Raw genomic sequence first — 16,866 nt, 5'->3', positions numbered from 1 at the left:
AGCTCGCTATTCTTTAGCCTAACTGCCTGTTCGCACTTTTTAAGTGTTCGTCAAACAATTTTGATATAGCCTAGCCTATGTTATTGGAGGCTGGAATGTTTGCTGGCCGAATAAGCAACTGGTTTTCAGCTGGTGGCATCTTTTTCATTGACCATTGACCATTGACCATTCACCATTGACCTTGAATCTTTACACTTCCATGACTGCCAATGCGATAAACCATTGGGAAATTTAACGTTGTAAATGTAAATTTGCGTCCAAATATGTATAACCCACCCGATATACTTTCACTGGCTTACAAACAACCGATCATGCACGATCAGTTGCAGCTGTTGCAGGAAAAAGAGCAACAGATGCCTGGTTCGGTTCAGTATGCCATTAAAAGATACCGGAAACATGCGCAATGGAATATTGAGGATACCGGGGTGTTGGTATATCATTACAAAAAAGCTGAACCCCAGGAGAACTTTGTGGAACTGCGCTTTTGTATTGCGGGTAATATTTATTGTAATAAGAAAGATGTGGAATGTGATAATTGCAAACTGAACACATCTAAAACCTGTGCAGAACGAATTGAATGCATCGATGTAATGAGTTTCAGGTTTTCGGCCGTACACCTGTCGCAGTTTGTAAAACCCGGCAAGTTGAAAACCGTTACCGATGAAGTACTGCAATTTGTTCATCCTTCTTCTTTTTCAAAGATCCTGCCTTTATGCGGCCGCACCCGCCAGGTGCTGGAAGCATTATTGAGCCATACTTATACTGATAGCCTCGAGAATATCTTTATTAATGCCCAAACCCAGATGTTGTTGTTGTACAGTCTGGAATGTATGCTGGGCGATGATAAGGAAGTGGAAGCGTTCCAGTGCAAGTTCCTGGCCAATGAAAGCGACCGCGAAAAGATCGTGAAGGCCCGGGAAATATTACTGCAGCATATTGGTGAGCCTATTACCATAAAAGAATTAAGCCGTAAAGTGGCCATCAATGAATGCTATCTGAAAAAAGGATTTAAAGAATTATACGGCACTACCATCTTCGACTTCTACCAGAGCCAGCGCATGGAGCATGCACGGTATTTATTATATGAAAAAGGATTGACCGTAACAGAGGTATCTATGATGCTGGGCTATTCATCTATTTCTCACTTCTCTACCGCCTTTAAAAAGCAAACCGGTTTAAAGCCTTGTGAGCTGTTATTACATTAATAGCTAAGGATCAGTCCATTTTTTCTTTTTGCGTAAACCAATTTTCCGATTGTATAACGATAAGTTGACCGCCAATGGCATTTTTGCAGTTTAACAGGCGTGGCGGGCGCAATCTTATCGTATGAATATTAAAAAGACTATCGGAAAAATTCATTTGTGGCTGGGATTTACTTCAGGGATCGTTGTTTTCATTATTGCCGTTACCGGTTGTTTATACGCTTTCCAGGCCGAGATCAGCAAACTTACCCAATCGTCTTTCAGAAAGGTGGCGCCACAACAGGCGGCTTATCTGCCTCCCACCCGGTTTAAGGAAATAGCCGAAAAACAAATTCCGGGAAAACAGGTGCACAGCGTACAGTATGGAGCGAAAGACGAAGCGGTATGTGTTACCTTTTTCAGCTTTGATCCGGAGTATTATTATACTGTATATGCAAATCCTTATACTGGCGAGGTGTTGAAGGTGAAGAATATGGACCGGGATTTTTTCAGAATAGTATTGATCGGTCATTTTTATCTGTGGTTACCCGAAAAGGCAGGTCAGCAGATCACGATCTATGCTACCATCATTTTTGTGATAATGATGATCACCGGTCTCATACTTTGGTGGCCACGGAATAAAGCCGCTGCCAAACAACGGTTCAGCATAAAATGGAGCGCTGCCTGGCGCCGCAAGAATTATGACCTGCACAATGTGTTGGGGTTTTATATGACCTGGGTGGCTATCATTATGGCCATTACCGGGTTGGTGTTCGGCTGGCAATTACTGGCCAATGCCATTTACAAAAGCGCCGGTGGCAAAAAGTCGTTGACCTATCAGGAACCATTTTCCGATACAACAAAAATACCCCAGGCCACTTTGTTACCGGTTGATAAACTATGGGGGCGCATGCAGCAGGAACACCGGGATGCGGAGATCATTGAAATGCATTTCCCCGCCACCGGCAAATCATCTATTGAAGTAGCTATAAACACAGATGCCGATACGTACTGGAAAACAGATTACCGCTATTTCGATCAGTATACGATGAAGGAATTACCTGTAGATCATATTTATGGCCGCTTTAAAGAAGCCAAAGGGGCCGATAAATTGCTTCGAATGAATTATGATATCCATGTGGGCGCTATTTGGGGTTTGCCCGGAAAGATCCTGGCTTTTTGCGCCTCACTCATCGCCGCCAGTTTGCCGGTTACCGGCTTTATGATCTGGTGGGGTAGAAGAAAGAAAAAGCCCCTACCGAAGTAAGGGCTGTACTAATCAAATACCATTAACCATTAAACCTTATCCTATGAAAACACAAAGATACATATAAATTCGTTCATATGTATCTCTGTGTTTTTATATTTTGAACTTGTTAACAGAAATCGTTTTCGTTACACCTTTAAGCGTATCCGCCATTTCTCAAGCAGTCCGGCCAGTATAATGACCAGCAAGGCAAACAGGGCCGATTTAATTAATCCCACCCCGCCGGTCAGGAGGAATGCAGGCAGGCTGAGGCCCAGAATGTGAACCCCCGGATAAATAATATAAGGAAGCAGGTAAGCGGTAAGCGTACTGGTACCGGCCGGTTTGATAATGGCAAACCATTGTTGTTTTTTCTTTAGGTCAACCAGCCATATTAAAGCAGTAAATACCAATATACTGATGCCGGTACAGATCATTACCCACGAAGGCGTGGCCCGTATTTTTGAAATGCCGGCCAGTGGCCTTATGGCAAATCCACCCGCTAACATGGCTACGCCCAGCAGCAACAGTAAACCAAAGCAGGCGGCGTATTTACCTTTTTCAGCCAGTGAAGAATACAATACGGCTATAATGATACCCGCCATGGTGAGCGCAGGTAAGGAACCATCACCGGTGATCCAGATATAAGGTCTAACCGGGTGCAGCATATGTAGCCAGCCTGCTTTTTGCGCTATGTTAAATAGTGTAAAAAATACAAAGGCGCCTATTAATAAGGGCAGCTTTCCTTTGGCGAACAGAAAGACAATTGCTGATAACAGGTACGACCAGCCAATGAGTCCTAATATGCCCCACCAATAAGGTTTTAACCAAACTGTATTGCCATGTTCGCCGCCTTTGAATACAATGGCCAGAAAGATCAGTAAGGCTATGCCGGCGCCTTGCAGTAACCCTTTCTTTTGTTTTGAAAAGGTAGATGGATAATCGAGCCATATCAGGAAGAAACTGATCGTCAGTAATATTTCCCATACTGTTCTTGGCAGCAGGGCGGCTACATGATCATAGCTCTCCATATTCACATGAAAGAAACCCATTACCAGCAGTGCAAATGAGCGCACCAGAATATGCCATAGGATATTGTTTTGTGAAACACCTTTTGCCCAGCGGTTGCCAATGGCAAAGGGTATAGAGAGCCCAACAATAAATAGAAAGGCCGGGAATACGGTATCTGCCAAACCCATTCCGTCTTCGGCGGCCTTGGTGTGCTCGAGCCAGCGCGGAATATTGGTTAAGGTTCCCAGGTCATTTACAAAGATCATCAGCAGCATGGTGAGTGCTCTGAAAACATCAATGGACGCAAGCCGTTGTGTGAATGGGCGCATAGTAACATTGTTTTGATAATTAAATATGCCTCATTGCCACATTACTTTCGGTAGGTGTATACTATAAAGTTCGGTTTTAAGTGTATTTGTACTGTATAATAATGAAAAAAGCCGTATCCGGAATATTATTCCATCAACGGCTTAATTTAAATATGATAGATATAGGTGCCTAATTTAATATCTCGTGCAAACTTTCTTTGGCAGCCTGTATGGTAGCGTCCAGGTCTTCATTGGTGAGGGCGCTGCACAGGAACCAGGTTTCAAAGGCGGAAGGTGGTAAATACACCCCGCGTTTCAGCATGGCATGAAAGAATTTCTTGAACAGCTCATTATTGGCCGATGCGGCAGTTGCGAAATTGATAACAGGGTGGTCGCTGAAATGCACGCTGATCATTGACCCCAACTGGTTGATCACATACGGTGTGCCGCTTGCCTTTAACACCTCATTTAACCCATTGCGTAAATAGTTGGTGTTTTCGTCGAGCTGTTTATAAATAGCGGGGTTTTCTTTCAGTGTTTTTAACATCACATACCCGGCGATCATGGCCAGTGGGTTACCGCTCAATGTTCCTGCCTGGTACACATTGCCGAGTGGTGAAATGTGTTGCATGATCTCTTTCTTACCACCAAAGGCGCCTACAGGCATACCGCCACCGATCACTTTTCCATAGGTAACCAGGTCGGCATTTATTTGCAGCCTTTCCTGTGCGCCGCCGGGCGCCAGCCTGAAACCGGTCATTACTTCATCCATGATGAACACAATACCATGTTTATCACAAAGCGAGCGTATGCCCTGCAGAAAACCAGGTTGGGGTATTATACAACCCATATTACCGGCTACCGGTTCTATAATGATAGCGGCGATCTCATTCTGGTGGTCTGCTATCAATTGCTCAACGGCTGGTAAATCGTTATATGCGCAGGTAAGCGTATCGTTGGCTACGCCGGCAGTTACGCCGGGCACGGTTTGAATATTAAAGGTGGCTACGCCACTGCCTGCTTTTACCAGGAACGAATCGGCATGACCATGATAGCAGCCTTCGAACTTGATGATCTTGTTGCGGCTGGTAAAACCCCTGGCCAGCCTGATGGCGCTCATACAGGCTTCGGTTCCGCTGCTCACCATACGAATGAGATCAACATTGGGCGTCATGCTGATGATGAGCTCAGCCATCTCAATTTCCAGTTCGGTAGGGGCGCCGAATGAAGTAGAATATTGTGCATAATCCTGAATGGCCTTTACCACCGGTTCATAGGCATGACCCAATATCATGGGGCCCCAGGAGTTGATATAATCAATAAAGCGGTTGCCATCGGCATCGAACATATAGGCGCCTTTGGCCGATCTCATAAATACCGGCGTTCCGCCCACGCTTTTAAAAGCCCGTACGGGAGAGTTTACGCCACCGGGAATGCTTTGCTGCGCCCGGTTGAAGAGATTGATACTTTTTTCAAACATATGGTGAGTTCTGGTATTAGCTAATAAGTTTAACGGCGTCCTTTGCAAAGTAAGTGGCAATGAGATCTGCACCGGCTCTTTTGATCGCTGTCAGCGTTTCCAGAATGGCTTTGTTCTCATCTATCCAGCCCATTCTGGCGGCAGCTTTTATCATGGCATATTCCCCGCTGATGTTATAGGCGCTAACGGGTACAGATACCGCATTTTTCACTTCGCGGATAATATCCAGGTAAGCCAGGGCCGGTTTTACCATCACAATATCGGCGCCTTCCTCTACATCCATCAACGTTTCCTTAACGGCTTCAAGGCGGTTGCTGTAATCCATTTGGTAGGTTTTCTTATCCCCAAACCCAGGGGCGCTATCGAGCGCATCGCGGAAGGGACCGTAAAAGCAGGAAGCATATTTGGCACTGTAGCTCATGATGCCGGTATTATTAAGCCCGTTCTCTTCCAGTGCTTCGCGAATGGCGGCAATGCGGCCATCCATCATGTCGCTGGGAGCCACAAAATCGGCCCCGGCCTGCGCATGGCTTACACTCATTTGCGCCAGCACTTCTACCGTAGCATCGTTCACGATGGCTGAGCCTTCTACAATACCGTCATGACCAAAAGAAGAGAATGGGTCAAGGGCAATATCGGTCATCACCAGCATATCCGGACAAGCCTCTTTAATGGCCCTGATGCTGCGTTGCATCAGGCCTTTGGGGTTTAATGCTTCGGTACCTTTATTGTCTTTCAGTTCGTCTTTACATTTTATGAACAGCAACACGCTTTTGAGGCCCATGCTCCACAATTCTTTTACTTCTTTTACCGTGTTATCTAGGCTCATGCGATAATAGCCGGGCATGCTTGCTATTTCTTCCTTATAATGCTCGCCTTCATTGATGAACAGCGGAACTATAAAATCATTCGGTGTTAAAATGGTTTCAGCCACCATGCTTCTGATTGCCGGCGACTGACGTAATATGCGGTTGCGACGTTGAAGAAACATATTTCTGATTTTGAGATTTTTTGATTTTGAGATTTTTTTGATTGGGCTGAGTTCCCCAAAATAATAGATCTCAAAGTCAGTGATTTTTTGTTATTCCTTTTTTTTAGTTAAGCTGCCCTCTCTGTTTTTTTGGGCTGTTTTATCACTTGCATTAAAAATGCTTACTAGTTCATTGGCCTCTTTTATCAACGTTTCCAAATCTTCTCCCTGCACCAAACCTGCTTCTTGCGATAACTGCAGCCAATAGAGTGATTCGTCAGCTTCTTCTAATACAACTTCTATCTTATAAATGAAATCTGCATTTGACTTTGCACGGCAACCAGCTCTGTAATTCGATCCAACAGACCCTGCGGCTCTTATTAATTGTCTGGCTGTTTCAAAACCAGCCGCATTTTTGGGAAATCGGCCGCACAGCTTTATTACATCAACATGAAATTGTTTTGTTCGTTTTTGTAAATCAAACTTGTTCATATCGATTGATTTGTTTTGCAACGATCAATCGCATTCCGATCAGTAAATCTAAAAATCCCTAAATCCCCAAATCTCAAAATCCCCTTACACCCAGTCAACCGGGTTCAAACAGGCCTGTAACAGTTTGTCTTCCTCGCTGCCTGCCTGGGGTTGATAATTATATTCAAAACGTACGGTGGGCGGCAGGCTCATTAAAATACTTTCCGTTCTTCCATTTGTTTTCAAACCAAACAAAGTGCCCCGGTCATGAACCAGGTTGAATTCAACATACCGGCCGCGGCGGATCTCCTGCCAGTGTTTGTGTTGTTCGGTATAAGGTAATTCTTTTCTTTTTTGTACGATGGGCAGGTAAGCGGTTAAAAACGAATCGCCACAGGATTGTGCAAAATTGAACCAGAACTGTACATCTTTTTCTGCCGAAGGGCGCTGGTGATCATAAAAGATACCGCCAATACCCCGGCGTTCTTTATTGCGATGCCAGTTCACAAAATAGTTGTCGCATTCTTTTTTGAATGTGGGGTAAAAGCCGGCATCGAAGGCAGCGCAGGCATTCTTATACGTTTGATGAAAATGCCGGGCATCTTCTTCGAACAAATAATACGGCGTAAGATCGGTACCCCCGCCAAACCAGCGGTCGGCAGCCGTGCCTTCATCGCCATACACTTCAAACATTCTATAATTACAATGCACGGTGGGTACGAACGGATTCACAGGATGCAATACCAGCGACAGGCCACAGGCAAACCAGCTTTTCCCATTTATCTTTAACTGGTTGCGCATGGGGTCGGTTACTTCGCCAAATACTACCGAGGTGTTAACGCCGCCTTTTTCAAATACATTGCCATTGGCAATAACGCGGGTTTTACCACCGCCGCCTTCGGGGCGTTGCCACTGGTCTTCCCTGAAGGTTGCCCTGCCATCTTCTTTTTCAAGCGCTGCACAAATACGGTCCTGCAGGGAGTATATATAGTTTATCCAGTTTTCTTTGATGTTCATGTGGTCAATGATCATATTATGCCTCGATGCCTTGTTGTTTGTATTCTTTCACCGCATCAACAAATGCCCTTGCATGATCAACCGGTACATTGGGTAAAATACCATGGCCCAGGTTGGCGATATGACGATGACCGCCGAAATCATGCAGCATCTTCTTCACTTCTTTTTGAATAACGGGAATAGGCGCCAGCAATTTGGCGGGGTCAAAATTGCCCTGCAGCGTTACATTGGGGCCTGCCAGTTGGCGGGCCATAGCAGGGGTAATGCACCAGTCAATTCCCAGGCCATGTGCGCCGGTAGCTGCCATAGATTGCAGCGAATGCCAGGCGCCTTTGGCAAAAATGATCGTGGCTACTTCCTCTTTTAATGCGGCAACGATCTGGCGAATATATTGTAAAGAAAAATTCTCGAAATCATCGGGGCTCAGCAAACCGCCCCAGCTATCGAAGATCTGAATTACATCCACACCGGCTTTTACCTGTCCTTTCAAATAAGCGATGGTGGTATCGGTGATCATTTGCAACAGGCGATGCGCTGTTTCGGGTTGGGTATAACAGAATATTTTAGCTTCATCGAATGTTTTGGAGCCCTTGCCCTGTACCATATAGCACAGCAGCGTCCAGGGGGCGCCGGCAAAACCAATGAGGGGAACGCGGCCGTTCAGTTCCTGTTTGATGAGCTTAATAGCGTCAAAAACGTAGTGAAGCGTTTCGTTCACGTCGGCTACGCGAATGCGGTTGAGGTCGTTTATATTTTTAATGGGGTCGGGTAACAGCGGCCCTTTGCTTTCTATCAGTTGTACTTCCATGCCCATGGCCTGGGGAACCACCAGGATGTCGGAAAACAGGATGGCTGCATCTACGCCAATGATGTCGACGGGTTGAATGGTTATTTCGCAGGCCAGTTCGGGTGTCTGGCACCGTTCGAAGAAGCCATATTTCTCGCGTAAGGCCATGTATTCAGGTAAATACCGGCCGGCCTGGCGCATCATCCATACGGGGGGGCGTTCTACTTGTTCTCCTTTCAGTGTTCTTAATAACAGGTCATTTTGCAGCATAATATGTAGTGGTGTTACTTTTTAAAAAATTGAAACATTTTTTTTACCAGTTCATCTTTACCGGGACGTTCCGATTCAATGACCAGGTTATCGGTAAATGATCTTATGGCATCGGCGGTTGTTTGGCCAATGGCAAACAAGATGGTTGAAGGGGTAATGGCATTGGCGTAAAAATAACTTTGTACGGCGCTGGGGCTGAAAAACAAAATACCATCATACGCTTTCTCAACTTTATGGGGCGTGCTAATGGTATGGTAAACGATCACTTCCTGCACGGTTATTCCGTTTTGCCGAAGCTTGCCGGGCAACTCCTCCCGGCGCTGGTCGCCACAGAAAAAAACAACCTGTTTTACAGTTTTTTCGCTGATGATCTTATCGGCCAGGTCGCTTGCATTATTGCCAACGGTATGAATGCATTGTTCGCCAAAATACCGCGCGGCCAGCTGGCGGGTGGTGTTCCCGATACAGAAAATGGCCCACTCGGGCGTTTGCCCGTTTATATGGGCAGCCACGCTGTTCACGGCATTCATGCTGGTGAATACCACCGAAGCGGGTTGCTTTAACAGTTTGCCAATTTCGTCATGGAGGCCTGTTGTTTCTATAGTCGTGGTGTCAATGAACGATACGATATCGATCTGGATATCTTTTGCCTTGGCAGCTTCGAGCAAAGCTTTTTCCAGTGGCCGGGTGCTTAATATGGAGATCTTATTTGCCATTTCTTATCTGATCGGCAATAACCTGTCCGCCATTTTCTAAGAGTTCTTTGGCGGCATTAACACCCAGGTTGTTGCTATTGTTAACAGCGATTGTTTTTTCGATGGTCGCTTTTTGGGTACCATCAAGCGACAGAATGTTTCCCTGAAAATGAAGCTGGTCGCCGGTGATGGCTGCCAGCGCGCTGATAGGGGTGGAGCAACCACCCAGCAATGCACGCAGGAAGTCGCGTTCGATGGAAGTACAAAGGGCGGTATTCGCATCGTGGAACAGCTGACAGGCTTCAAATGCAAATTGATCATTGCTGCGGCATACTACGGTGATGGCGCCCTGTGCGGGTGCAGGCAACATCCAGTCCAGTTCAATGGATGCGGCCGGGCGCAGGCCAATTCTTTCCAATCCGGCTGCGGCAAAAATGGCTCCGTTCCAGTGACTGTCGGCCAGTTTTTGCAAACGGGTATTTACATTACCGCGCAGGTTCTCGATAGTGTGGTTGGGGTAACGGTTCAGCCATTGGGCCTTGCGGCGAATGCTGCTGGTGGCTATGGTCAATGGTGAATGGTCAATGGTGAATCCGGAACCCGTAGTTTGGGCATTGCCGATTGCCGGTTGCTGATTGCCGGCTTCGGGCATATTATTATATACCAGTAAGTCTTTATAGGAAGCTCTTTGTAAAACCGCGGCGGTAACAATGCCATTGGGCAACTGGGTGGGAACGTCTTTCAGGGAGTGCACGGCGATATCGATGCGCTCGTTCAGCAGGGCAATATCGAGACTGCGGGTAAAAATGCCCTGTACACCCATTTCATACAATGGGGTTTTAAGGTCAATATCCCCTTCACTTTTTATATATACCAGTTCTGCGGAAAACCCATGTTTCGTTAACAGGTCTTTTACCTGGGTAGCCTGCCAAACTGCCAACTGGCTTTCCCTGGTGCCTATACGGATCACTTTATTCATCAGTGCTAATTCAAAAATTTCTGCAAAGCTAATGTATTCGTGAATGGTCAATGGGCAATGGTCAATGGAATCCGAATTTTTGAGGTTTCTGTTTGCCTGCAAGCCTCCTGATTCGCGAGGCTTATTCACCATTCACCATTCACCATTCACCATTCACCAAATCAGTTGGGCGCAATAAATTCATTGATGGCTTCTATATAATAACAGCCGCGTTGGTTACGCTGGCGCATTTTAGAGGCCATGCCATTGATCACCCGTTGTATTTTCTCGTCGGCATTTATAGTTTGGCATGCAGCTAATTCGGGCGAAAGTTGAATATATGATGGAAAGGTCTGGATCTCTTTAAGTTTTGTTTTAACGGCTTTGAATACCGGCACATGCTTGCGCATTTCGACCCATTCCAGGAATTCGTCAATATGTTCACGAATGATATTCCAGGCTTTGGGCACTTCTGCTTCCCGCATTTGCAGGGTCTCATCTTTCAGTTTCGACAGCTCATCAACATTCACCAGGTGCACATTCGGCAATTCCTGGGCGCTTTCTTCTACATTGAAGGGAACCGACAGATCGATGATCAATTTTTCTCCTTTGCCTTCGAGGTGCGATTGTTTAATGGTAGGTTCTACTGAATTGGTGGCTACCAGTATGATATCCGATTCTTCTATTTTCTGTGCCAGTTCGCTCAGTGGCGCATGATGCAGGTCCAGTTCTTCGGCCAGTTGAAGCGCTTTATCGGGCGTGCGGTTAATGAGGGTGATGTGGTCGGCATCGAGGTAATCGACCAGGTTCTTGCAGGTATTGCGGCCAATTTTACCAACACCCAGCAACAGGATCTTTTTGTTGGCGATATTGGTAACCTTTTCCCTGATATATTGAACGGCGGCAAAAGAAACCGAAACGGTTCCGCCACTCAGGTTGGTTTGATTCTTTATAGCTTTTGAAGATTGCAGCACGCAGTTTACCAGGCGTTCCATAAAGGAGTCGGTAAAGCCATGCTCCTTGCTGAATTTTACAGCCTGTTTTATTTGCCCTACAATTTCGTAATCACCTAATATTTGGGAGTCGAGACCGGCAGCAACCGAGAACAGGTGTTCTATGGCGGCCATGCCGTTCTTTATGTATGCTAATTGGGAAAATGTGGTGGCGTTTCCTTCGGTTTGGGTGCACAGGAGTTTGATCAGTTGATCGGCACTTTCGGCAAAGCCGTAAATTTCGGTACGGTTGCAGGTGCTTAAAACAAATAACTCATGCAAACCAAATTCAGGCGCCTGGGTAAGCAGGGTAGCGTATTGATCATTACTCACTGCAAATTGTCCTCTGATTGCAGCATCGGATTTTTTGTAATTGATCCCGGCTATGAAAAATTTCGTTATGTCCTTGGTACTGTTTCCGTGCATGAATATCGAATTCTGAAAAGTGACTCTGCAAAAATACTTTCGGACTCGTCAATGTCCTAATAAGTCTGTCATTGCTTTGTCATTTTACTGTCTGATTATCATCATGTGAGCATATGAGGAAATTCATTGAGGCTTTTCAGGGATGAATTGTATTACAATACGGGTGCGGGTTTGGGCGGAACCGGAGCTTTTTCATAGCCGGTTTTTATAAAATCAGGTTAGAAGAATTTTTAATGCTGAGCTAATCCATTCTCCGGCAAACGGGCTGGCGCGGTTGGCTGTTCAGTTGTTGGGGCAACCGGTTCTTAGGATCATGACCGGTGGTTTCGCCGGGGTTGGTAGGTGTTTCCCTATAGGTGCGGAACATATAAAGCTCCTTCTTCATGGGTTTGTCATTAATGGGAGGAGTGGTAAGAAAAATTGATTTTTAAGTTGTTATCGGGGTTATTTTTGCAATCAATAATTATGACAGCAACAAAAAGAGGTATTGTTTTAATGAACCTGGGCTCACCCGATTCAACCCGGGTAAAGGATGTACGTCGTTACCTGAACGAGTTTTTGATGGATGAGCGGGTGATCGATATGCCCTGGCTGGGCCGGTTATTACTGGTAAAAGGGATCATCGTTCCGTTCAGGGCCCCCAAATCGGCGCATGCTTATTCCACCATCTGGACCGCGGCCGGTTCGCCCCTGATGGTATTGAGCAAACAATTACAGGAAGCCTTGCAACAACAGGTTACCGAACCGGTTGCCCTGGCCATGCGTTATGGCGCCCCCGCACCGTGGACGGCCTACGACGAACTGTTGGAAAAAATGCCCGGCCTCGAAGAAGTGGTGCTGGTGCCCCTGTATCCGCATTATGCCATGAGCAGTTATGAAACAGCGGTTGAATACGCCAAAGAAGCGCATGTAAAAGGAAAGTATGCTTTCAAGCTTACTGTTATACCGCCTTACTACGATAATACTTTATACCTCGATGCCCTGGCGGCGAGTATGAAGCCTTATCTGCAACAACCCTACGATCATTTTTTGTTCAGCTATCACGGTGTGCCCGAGCGGCATATTCATAAAGGAGATATTACCGGCAATCATTGCCTCAAGGTGAATAATTGTTGTGAAGTGAGCAGTGAAGCGCATAAGCAATGTTACCGGCATCAATGCCTGGTTACCACAAAAAAAGTGGCCGCCCTGTTAGAGATACCGGCGCAGAAATACAGTTTCTCGTTTCAATCGCGCCTCGGCAGGGATGAATGGCTGAAGCCTTACACGGCGCAACGACTGGCCGAATTGCCCACAGAAGGAGTAAAAAATTTGTTGGTGGCTTGTCCGGCATTTGTGAGCGATTGTCTCGAAACGCTTGAAGAAATTGCAGAACAGGGCAAGGAAACTTTTATGCAGGCAGGTGGTGAATCGTTTACCATGATACCCTGTTTAAACGTGCACCCTATGTGGGTGAAGGCGATTGCAAGTTGGGTAAAGGACAATGAAAAATAAGCAATAAGCGCTTTAATATATCACTGACCAACCTTACACTATGAATTACAGCTACATCATTGCATTACACATCGTTTTTATTGTAACCTGGTTCAGCGGCCTGTTTTACATTGTACGGCTTTTTGTTTATAACACGGAGGCCGGCGAAAAAAGCGAACCGGAGAAAACCATTCTGCGCAATCAGTTCAATATTATGATCAGGCGGTTGTGGTTTGGCATTACCTGGCCTTCTGCCATTATCACGCTGATCCTGGGCCCCTGGCTATGGTTTGGAAAGTTCGGCGGGGCATCGATGGACTGGCTTAACATTAAACTGTTTTTTGTTATCGGGTTATACGCTTATCATTTTACCCTTCATGCTATTTATAAACAACAAATGAAGGGCGTATTCAAATACAGCTCGCAAAAATTACGCATCTGGAACGAAGTGGCCACCATTTTCCTGGTTGCCATTGTGATGCTGGCCGAAGTAAAAGAAAATATGAGTGTTGTGTGGGGGCTGGTTGGTCTTATTGGTTTTGTTGTTGTGTTAATGAGCGCGATCAAGATCTACAAGAACATCAGGCAGAAGAAGAAATGATTGCTGATTTTGGGATTTGTTGATTTTGAGATTTAAGTAAATTCCGAAATCTAAAAATCTCGAAATCTCAAAATCGCTAGATTGCCTTACTAAACAAAGTATCTTCCGCTGATATCTGTTTCCGTAGTAAATGCAAGTCGAACGCCTTACATATATTCCGCAGAAAATGACGGCCCTGTTCGGTTACCCATATGCCTGTTGAATTCCATTCAACCAGCCGATCGGCTTCCAGTAATTTCAATTCGGGAAAAGTATATTGCTGCAGCAGGGGCAGGTGTTCGGGTTGGAACCGGGCCGAACCGCGGCAGATCACTTCCAGAATATATTTGCGGAAAGCTTCGTCTTCATTGGTAAGAAAATATCCTTTCACTACCGGCAGGGAAGTGTTTTCGCTTGCAGGGTGGCGTAGATCATGTGCGGCAGGATCGCTTCCATCTTCGGTATCATTACCGGCATGGGCTTTCAGGCATTGATAATAATCGTGTAATGTTTTATGGTTCTGGGCAAACGCCACACCCAGATCGCTGATGGCCGATACCCCCAGTCCTACCAATAACCCGCTGTGTTGCGTGGTGTAACCCATAAAATTCCGGTGTAAGGTGCCCTGTTGCCAGGCAGTATGCAAGGCATCGCCGGGCAAGGCAAAATGGTCCATACCAATATCAGTATAGCCATGCTCCATAAATAATTGCCGGCCGGTTTGATACAATTCCATTTTCAATGCCGCACCGGGTAAATCATTCTCATCGAACAAACGTTGTCCGCGGCTTGTCCAGGGTACATGGGCATAACTATAAAACGCCACGCGGTCGGGCCGCAATTGAAGCGATTGTAAAATACTTTGTTGTACGGAGGGAACCGTTTGTAACGGCAATCCATATATGAGATCGAAATTCACTGCAGTGAACCCAATGGCGCGCGCCTGTTCGGTTACCCGTTGTACATTTTCAAAAGGTTGAATGCGGTTGATGATGCGCTGTACCCTGGGGTCATTATCCTGTACACCGAAACTGATTCGCCTAAACCCAAGCTGGTACAGGGTTTCCATGTGTTGTTTGGTAGTGTTATTCGGATGTCCTTCAATACTGAACTCATGTTCAGGATGAATAATGGCGTCTTTTGTAATGGCGGTGATCAGTTGTTCAAGGTGCTGCGGCGAAAAGAAAGTAGGCGTGCCGCCACCCAAATGCATTTCCCTGATAACCGGTGCTTCACCCATTAGTTGGCGATATATTTTCCATTCGGTAATAATGGCCTGCAGGTATTCACCTTCAACACTGTGATTGGTCGTTATTTTTTTATTGCAACCACAGTAGGTACACAATGATTCGCAAAAAGGCAGGTGTAAATAAAGACTGATGCCTTTGCTATGATTTTGCGCTTTGAACTGTTGTTGAAAAGTGGTTGTCCATTGTTGTGCATCAATATGATCGTGCCAGCAAGGTACTGTTGGATAGCTGGTATAACGGGGAACAGGCACATTGTATTTATGCAGTAATATGGGGTCGATGAGCATGTTAAAAGTATTGATGCAAAACTATTGGGAGAAGAAGAGGGGGATGCTGATTTGTTATAGCAGGTGGGATGATCTTGGTCATGCAGGCATAAAAAAACCTCCCGTGGCGGAGGTTTTAAAATAGGGGTCACCAATGTCTTTAGCTTCCCGAAAACGGGTTGTTCTTAAGGCATGCACAATTGCCTGGATGGTTTTCCACAGGCATAACCAGAGATTAAAAACGGGAAGGTAGCGGATTACAAAAAGGTGTAAAAAAGAAAAACCTTTCCTTAGTTTTAGAATTTTAAAGGAAAGGGGAGCAGGACTACTCCCCTTTTTAACCCCTAAACCCTAAACCGTAGAAAAGGTTTTTCATATAATGAGGTATATAAATCAAGTTGTTAAGCGAATTCCTGGAGGCGCAACCTCTAAGGAATGTGACAGGGACTAATACTTAGAAAATATCGTACCAAAAATCACTTTGTCACAGCTTAGTTTTCCACTCAAATTTTCAAAAATCCGTATTGTTAAAGAGCACAGAAATAGTTCCATAAATTATGCCAAACGCCAGAAAATGTGGATAAACCGCTGCCAAAATCCCCCTATTCATTAAAAATCCTTCAAATAAACCGGATTATACCCAAATAAGTTAAAAGAGCTGGTTCTGATCTTTTGTATAACCAAAAGACCACTGAATTTCTTAAGATTTCAGGTGGAGTTATTTTCCACTTAATATCGTGTTGCAACAGTGATTGATAGGGCAATAATTAGGGTGAAACATTGACTGGGGTAGTGGGATTATTGGGATGGCTGGGAATTGGATGGTTGGAATCATAGGATTTATTGGGATACCTGGGACGATGGATAAGGAGATAAAAATAAAGCCAGGACCATCTCTTTATCCCAAATATCCCCGCATCCCATTATCCCAGTCCGGTTAGGTTGTGGTTTGGTTGTCGCTTGGTTGTGGTTTGGTTAGGTTAACCTTTTCTTTACCCCTTAGGTAATAAAAAGGAAATGAAAAGGTAAAAGCAATATTATCCTAACATAAAGAGTACCTGAAGAAGGGAGAAGAAAAGCCAACCAGGGGGTAATGAAAAGGAGAAGCATGGGTAACCGGGAGGTAAAGAAGAGGTAACGGAAAGGTAAGGAATACCTAAGCTGGAGGTAGCCAGGGGTAAAGTAATGATTTTGTTGATGTTGTAAATCAACGAATTGCGAAACACTGGGGTGACCAGGAGGTAACTAAGAGGTTAAGAAATGATTTCGCTGATGTTGTAAACCAAATAATTATGAAACGCAGCGGTAACCAGGAGGTAAAGAAAAGGTAAAGAATTGACTGATCCCGTTCAGCAGTAATCAGGGGCAATGAAATGGAGCAACCCGGGCAACATTTGGCGAGCCTGGTTATTTATAAAGCGATCGAAATTCAGGCCCTGGTAACCCGGGATCTCTAACTGGGCCCGTCAACCGGTAACCACTTCA

15 protein-coding genes are annotated in these 16,866 nt (G+C 45.4%); 4 read left to right on the top strand and 11 right to left on the bottom strand.

Annotated elements, in window-relative coordinates; all coding sequences use genetic code 11:
* Positions 1–263 precede the first annotated feature (263 nt).
* Positions 264–1,205 carry a helix-turn-helix domain-containing protein gene (locus A3860_RS11230; RefSeq protein ID WP_081146783.1) on the top strand — a complete coding sequence of 314 codons (942 nt, stop codon included), beginning with the start codon at positions 264–266 and terminating at the stop codon, positions 1,203–1,205.
* Positions 1,206–1,326: 121 nt separating this feature from the next.
* On the top strand, positions 1,327–2,448 hold the full coding sequence (locus A3860_RS11225) for a PepSY-associated TM helix domain-containing protein (RefSeq protein ID WP_081146782.1): 1,122 nt from the start codon (positions 1,327–1,329) through the stop codon (positions 2,446–2,448).
* A 128-nt stretch (positions 2,449–2,576) separates the two neighbouring features.
* Here the strand turns inward: A3860_RS11225 and A3860_RS11220 are convergent, their stop codons facing one another.
* From A3860_RS11220 to A3860_RS41075, 10 genes are all read right to left on the bottom strand, one after another.
* Positions 2,577–3,767, bottom strand: a complete 1,191-nt coding sequence (locus A3860_RS11220) for a DUF5009 domain-containing protein (RefSeq protein ID WP_081146781.1) — start codon at positions 3,765–3,767, stop codon at positions 2,577–2,579.
* 169 nt (positions 3,768–3,936) lie between these two features.
* A complete protein-coding gene (gene hemL, locus A3860_RS11215; protein WP_081146780.1) occupies positions 3,937–5,226 on the bottom strand; it encodes a glutamate-1-semialdehyde 2,1-aminomutase in 1,290 nt (429 codons plus the stop codon).
* A gap of 16 nt (positions 5,227–5,242) precedes the next feature.
* Positions 5,243–6,217: a porphobilinogen synthase gene (gene hemB / locus A3860_RS11210; RefSeq protein ID WP_081146779.1), complete on the bottom strand. Its 975-nt coding sequence runs from the start codon at positions 6,215–6,217 to the stop codon at positions 5,243–5,245.
* Positions 6,218–6,307: 90 nt separating this feature from the next.
* Positions 6,308–6,688, bottom strand: coding sequence for a four helix bundle protein (locus A3860_RS11205; RefSeq protein WP_081146778.1), 381 nt, complete (start codon positions 6,686–6,688; stop codon positions 6,308–6,310).
* 84 nt (positions 6,689–6,772) lie between these two features.
* Complete coding sequence (gene hemF / locus A3860_RS11200) at positions 6,773–7,684, bottom strand: oxygen-dependent coproporphyrinogen oxidase (RefSeq protein WP_081146822.1); 912 nt, start codon at positions 7,682–7,684, stop codon at positions 6,773–6,775.
* Positions 7,685–7,700: 16 nt separating this feature from the next.
* Positions 7,701–8,741: a uroporphyrinogen decarboxylase gene (hemE, locus tag A3860_RS11195; protein ID WP_081146777.1), complete on the bottom strand. Its 1,041-nt coding sequence runs from the start codon at positions 8,739–8,741 to the stop codon at positions 7,701–7,703.
* A gap of 14 nt (positions 8,742–8,755) precedes the next feature.
* The gene (locus tag A3860_RS11190; protein ID WP_081146776.1) at positions 8,756–9,457 is read right to left on the bottom strand and encodes a uroporphyrinogen-III synthase; all 702 of its coding nucleotides are present in this window, start codon (positions 9,455–9,457) and stop codon (positions 8,756–8,758) included.
* The gene (locus A3860_RS11185; protein ID WP_081146821.1) at positions 9,447–10,415 is read right to left on the bottom strand and encodes a hydroxymethylbilane synthase; all 969 of its coding nucleotides are present in this window, start codon (positions 10,413–10,415) and stop codon (positions 9,447–9,449) included. Before A3860_RS11185 ends, A3860_RS11190 begins: the two co-directional genes overlap by 11 nt.
* A gap of 161 nt (positions 10,416–10,576) precedes the next feature.
* Positions 10,577–11,812, bottom strand: coding sequence for a glutamyl-tRNA reductase (gene hemA / locus A3860_RS11180; protein WP_081146775.1), 1,236 nt, complete (start codon positions 11,810–11,812; stop codon positions 10,577–10,579).
* Between the two features lie 241 nt (positions 11,813–12,053).
* A complete protein-coding gene (locus A3860_RS41075) occupies positions 12,054–12,197 on the bottom strand; it encodes a hypothetical protein (protein WP_158085205.1) in 144 nt (47 codons plus the stop codon).
* A gap of 80 nt (positions 12,198–12,277) precedes the next feature.
* Between A3860_RS41075 and hemH the strand changes: the two genes are divergently transcribed.
* Together hemH and A3860_RS11170 are read left to right on the top strand one after the other, a co-directional pair.
* Positions 12,278–13,306: a ferrochelatase gene (gene hemH / locus A3860_RS11175; protein WP_081146774.1), complete on the top strand. Its 1,029-nt coding sequence runs from the start codon at positions 12,278–12,280 to the stop codon at positions 13,304–13,306.
* A 40-nt stretch (positions 13,307–13,346) separates the two neighbouring features.
* Positions 13,347–13,886: a CopD family protein gene (locus A3860_RS11170; RefSeq protein WP_081146773.1), complete on the top strand. Its 540-nt coding sequence runs from the start codon at positions 13,347–13,349 to the stop codon at positions 13,884–13,886.
* 76 nt (positions 13,887–13,962) lie between these two features.
* On the opposite strand, the gene hemN is transcribed toward A3860_RS11170, so the two are convergent.
* A complete protein-coding gene (gene hemN, locus A3860_RS11165; RefSeq protein WP_081146772.1) occupies positions 13,963–15,402 on the bottom strand; it encodes an oxygen-independent coproporphyrinogen III oxidase in 1,440 nt (479 codons plus the stop codon).
* Positions 15,403–16,866: the final 1,464 nt, after the last annotated feature.

This window comes from Niastella vici (assembly GCF_002077945.1).
In the GTDB taxonomy this organism is placed as follows: Bacteria; Bacteroidota; Bacteroidia; order Chitinophagales; family Chitinophagaceae; genus Niastella; species Niastella vici.
The sequence above is the reverse complement of the archived record's forward strand: the minus strand, read 5'-3'. Positions and strand labels throughout refer to the sequence as shown.

Bases quoted from the DNA above. Each gene is read 5' to 3' on its own strand.
- A3860_RS11230 (WP_081146783.1), top strand. From the start codon at position 264: ATGTATAACCCACCCGATATACTTTCACTGGCTTACAAACAACCGATC.
- hemN (WP_081146772.1), bottom strand. From the start codon at position 15,402: ATGCTCATCGACCCCATATTACTGCATAAATACAATGTGCCTGTTCCC.
- hemB (WP_081146779.1), bottom strand. From the start codon at position 6,217: ATGTTTCTTCAACGTCGCAACCGCATATTACGTCAGTCGCCGGCAATC.
- hemL (WP_081146780.1), bottom strand. From the start codon at position 5,226: ATGTTTGAAAAAAGTATCAATCTCTTCAACCGGGCGCAGCAAAGCATT.
- A3860_RS11190 (WP_081146776.1), bottom strand. From the start codon at position 9,457: ATGGCAAATAAGATCTCCATATTAAGCACCCGGCCACTGGAAAAAGCT.
- A3860_RS11170 (WP_081146773.1), top strand. From the start codon at position 13,347: ATGAATTACAGCTACATCATTGCATTACACATCGTTTTTATTGTAACC.
- hemA (WP_081146775.1), bottom strand. From the start codon at position 11,812: ATGCACGGAAACAGTACCAAGGACATAACGAAATTTTTCATAGCCGGG.
- hemF (WP_081146822.1), bottom strand. From the start codon at position 7,684: ATGAACATCAAAGAAAACTGGATAAACTATATATACTCCCTGCAGGAC.
- A3860_RS11220 (WP_081146781.1), bottom strand. From the start codon at position 3,767: ATGCGCCCATTCACACAACGGCTTGCGTCCATTGATGTTTTCAGAGCA.
- A3860_RS41075 (WP_158085205.1), bottom strand. From the start codon at position 12,197: ATGAAGAAGGAGCTTTATATGTTCCGCACCTATAGGGAAACACCTACC.
- A3860_RS11225 (WP_081146782.1), top strand. From the start codon at position 1,327: ATGAATATTAAAAAGACTATCGGAAAAATTCATTTGTGGCTGGGATTT.
- A3860_RS11205 (WP_081146778.1), bottom strand. From the start codon at position 6,688: ATGAACAAGTTTGATTTACAAAAACGAACAAAACAATTTCATGTTGAT.
- hemH (WP_081146774.1), top strand. From the start codon at position 12,278: ATGACAGCAACAAAAAGAGGTATTGTTTTAATGAACCTGGGCTCACCC.
- hemE (WP_081146777.1), bottom strand. From the start codon at position 8,741: ATGCTGCAAAATGACCTGTTATTAAGAACACTGAAAGGAGAACAAGTA.
- A3860_RS11185 (WP_081146821.1), bottom strand. From the start codon at position 10,415: ATGAATAAAGTGATCCGTATAGGCACCAGGGAAAGCCAGTTGGCAGTT.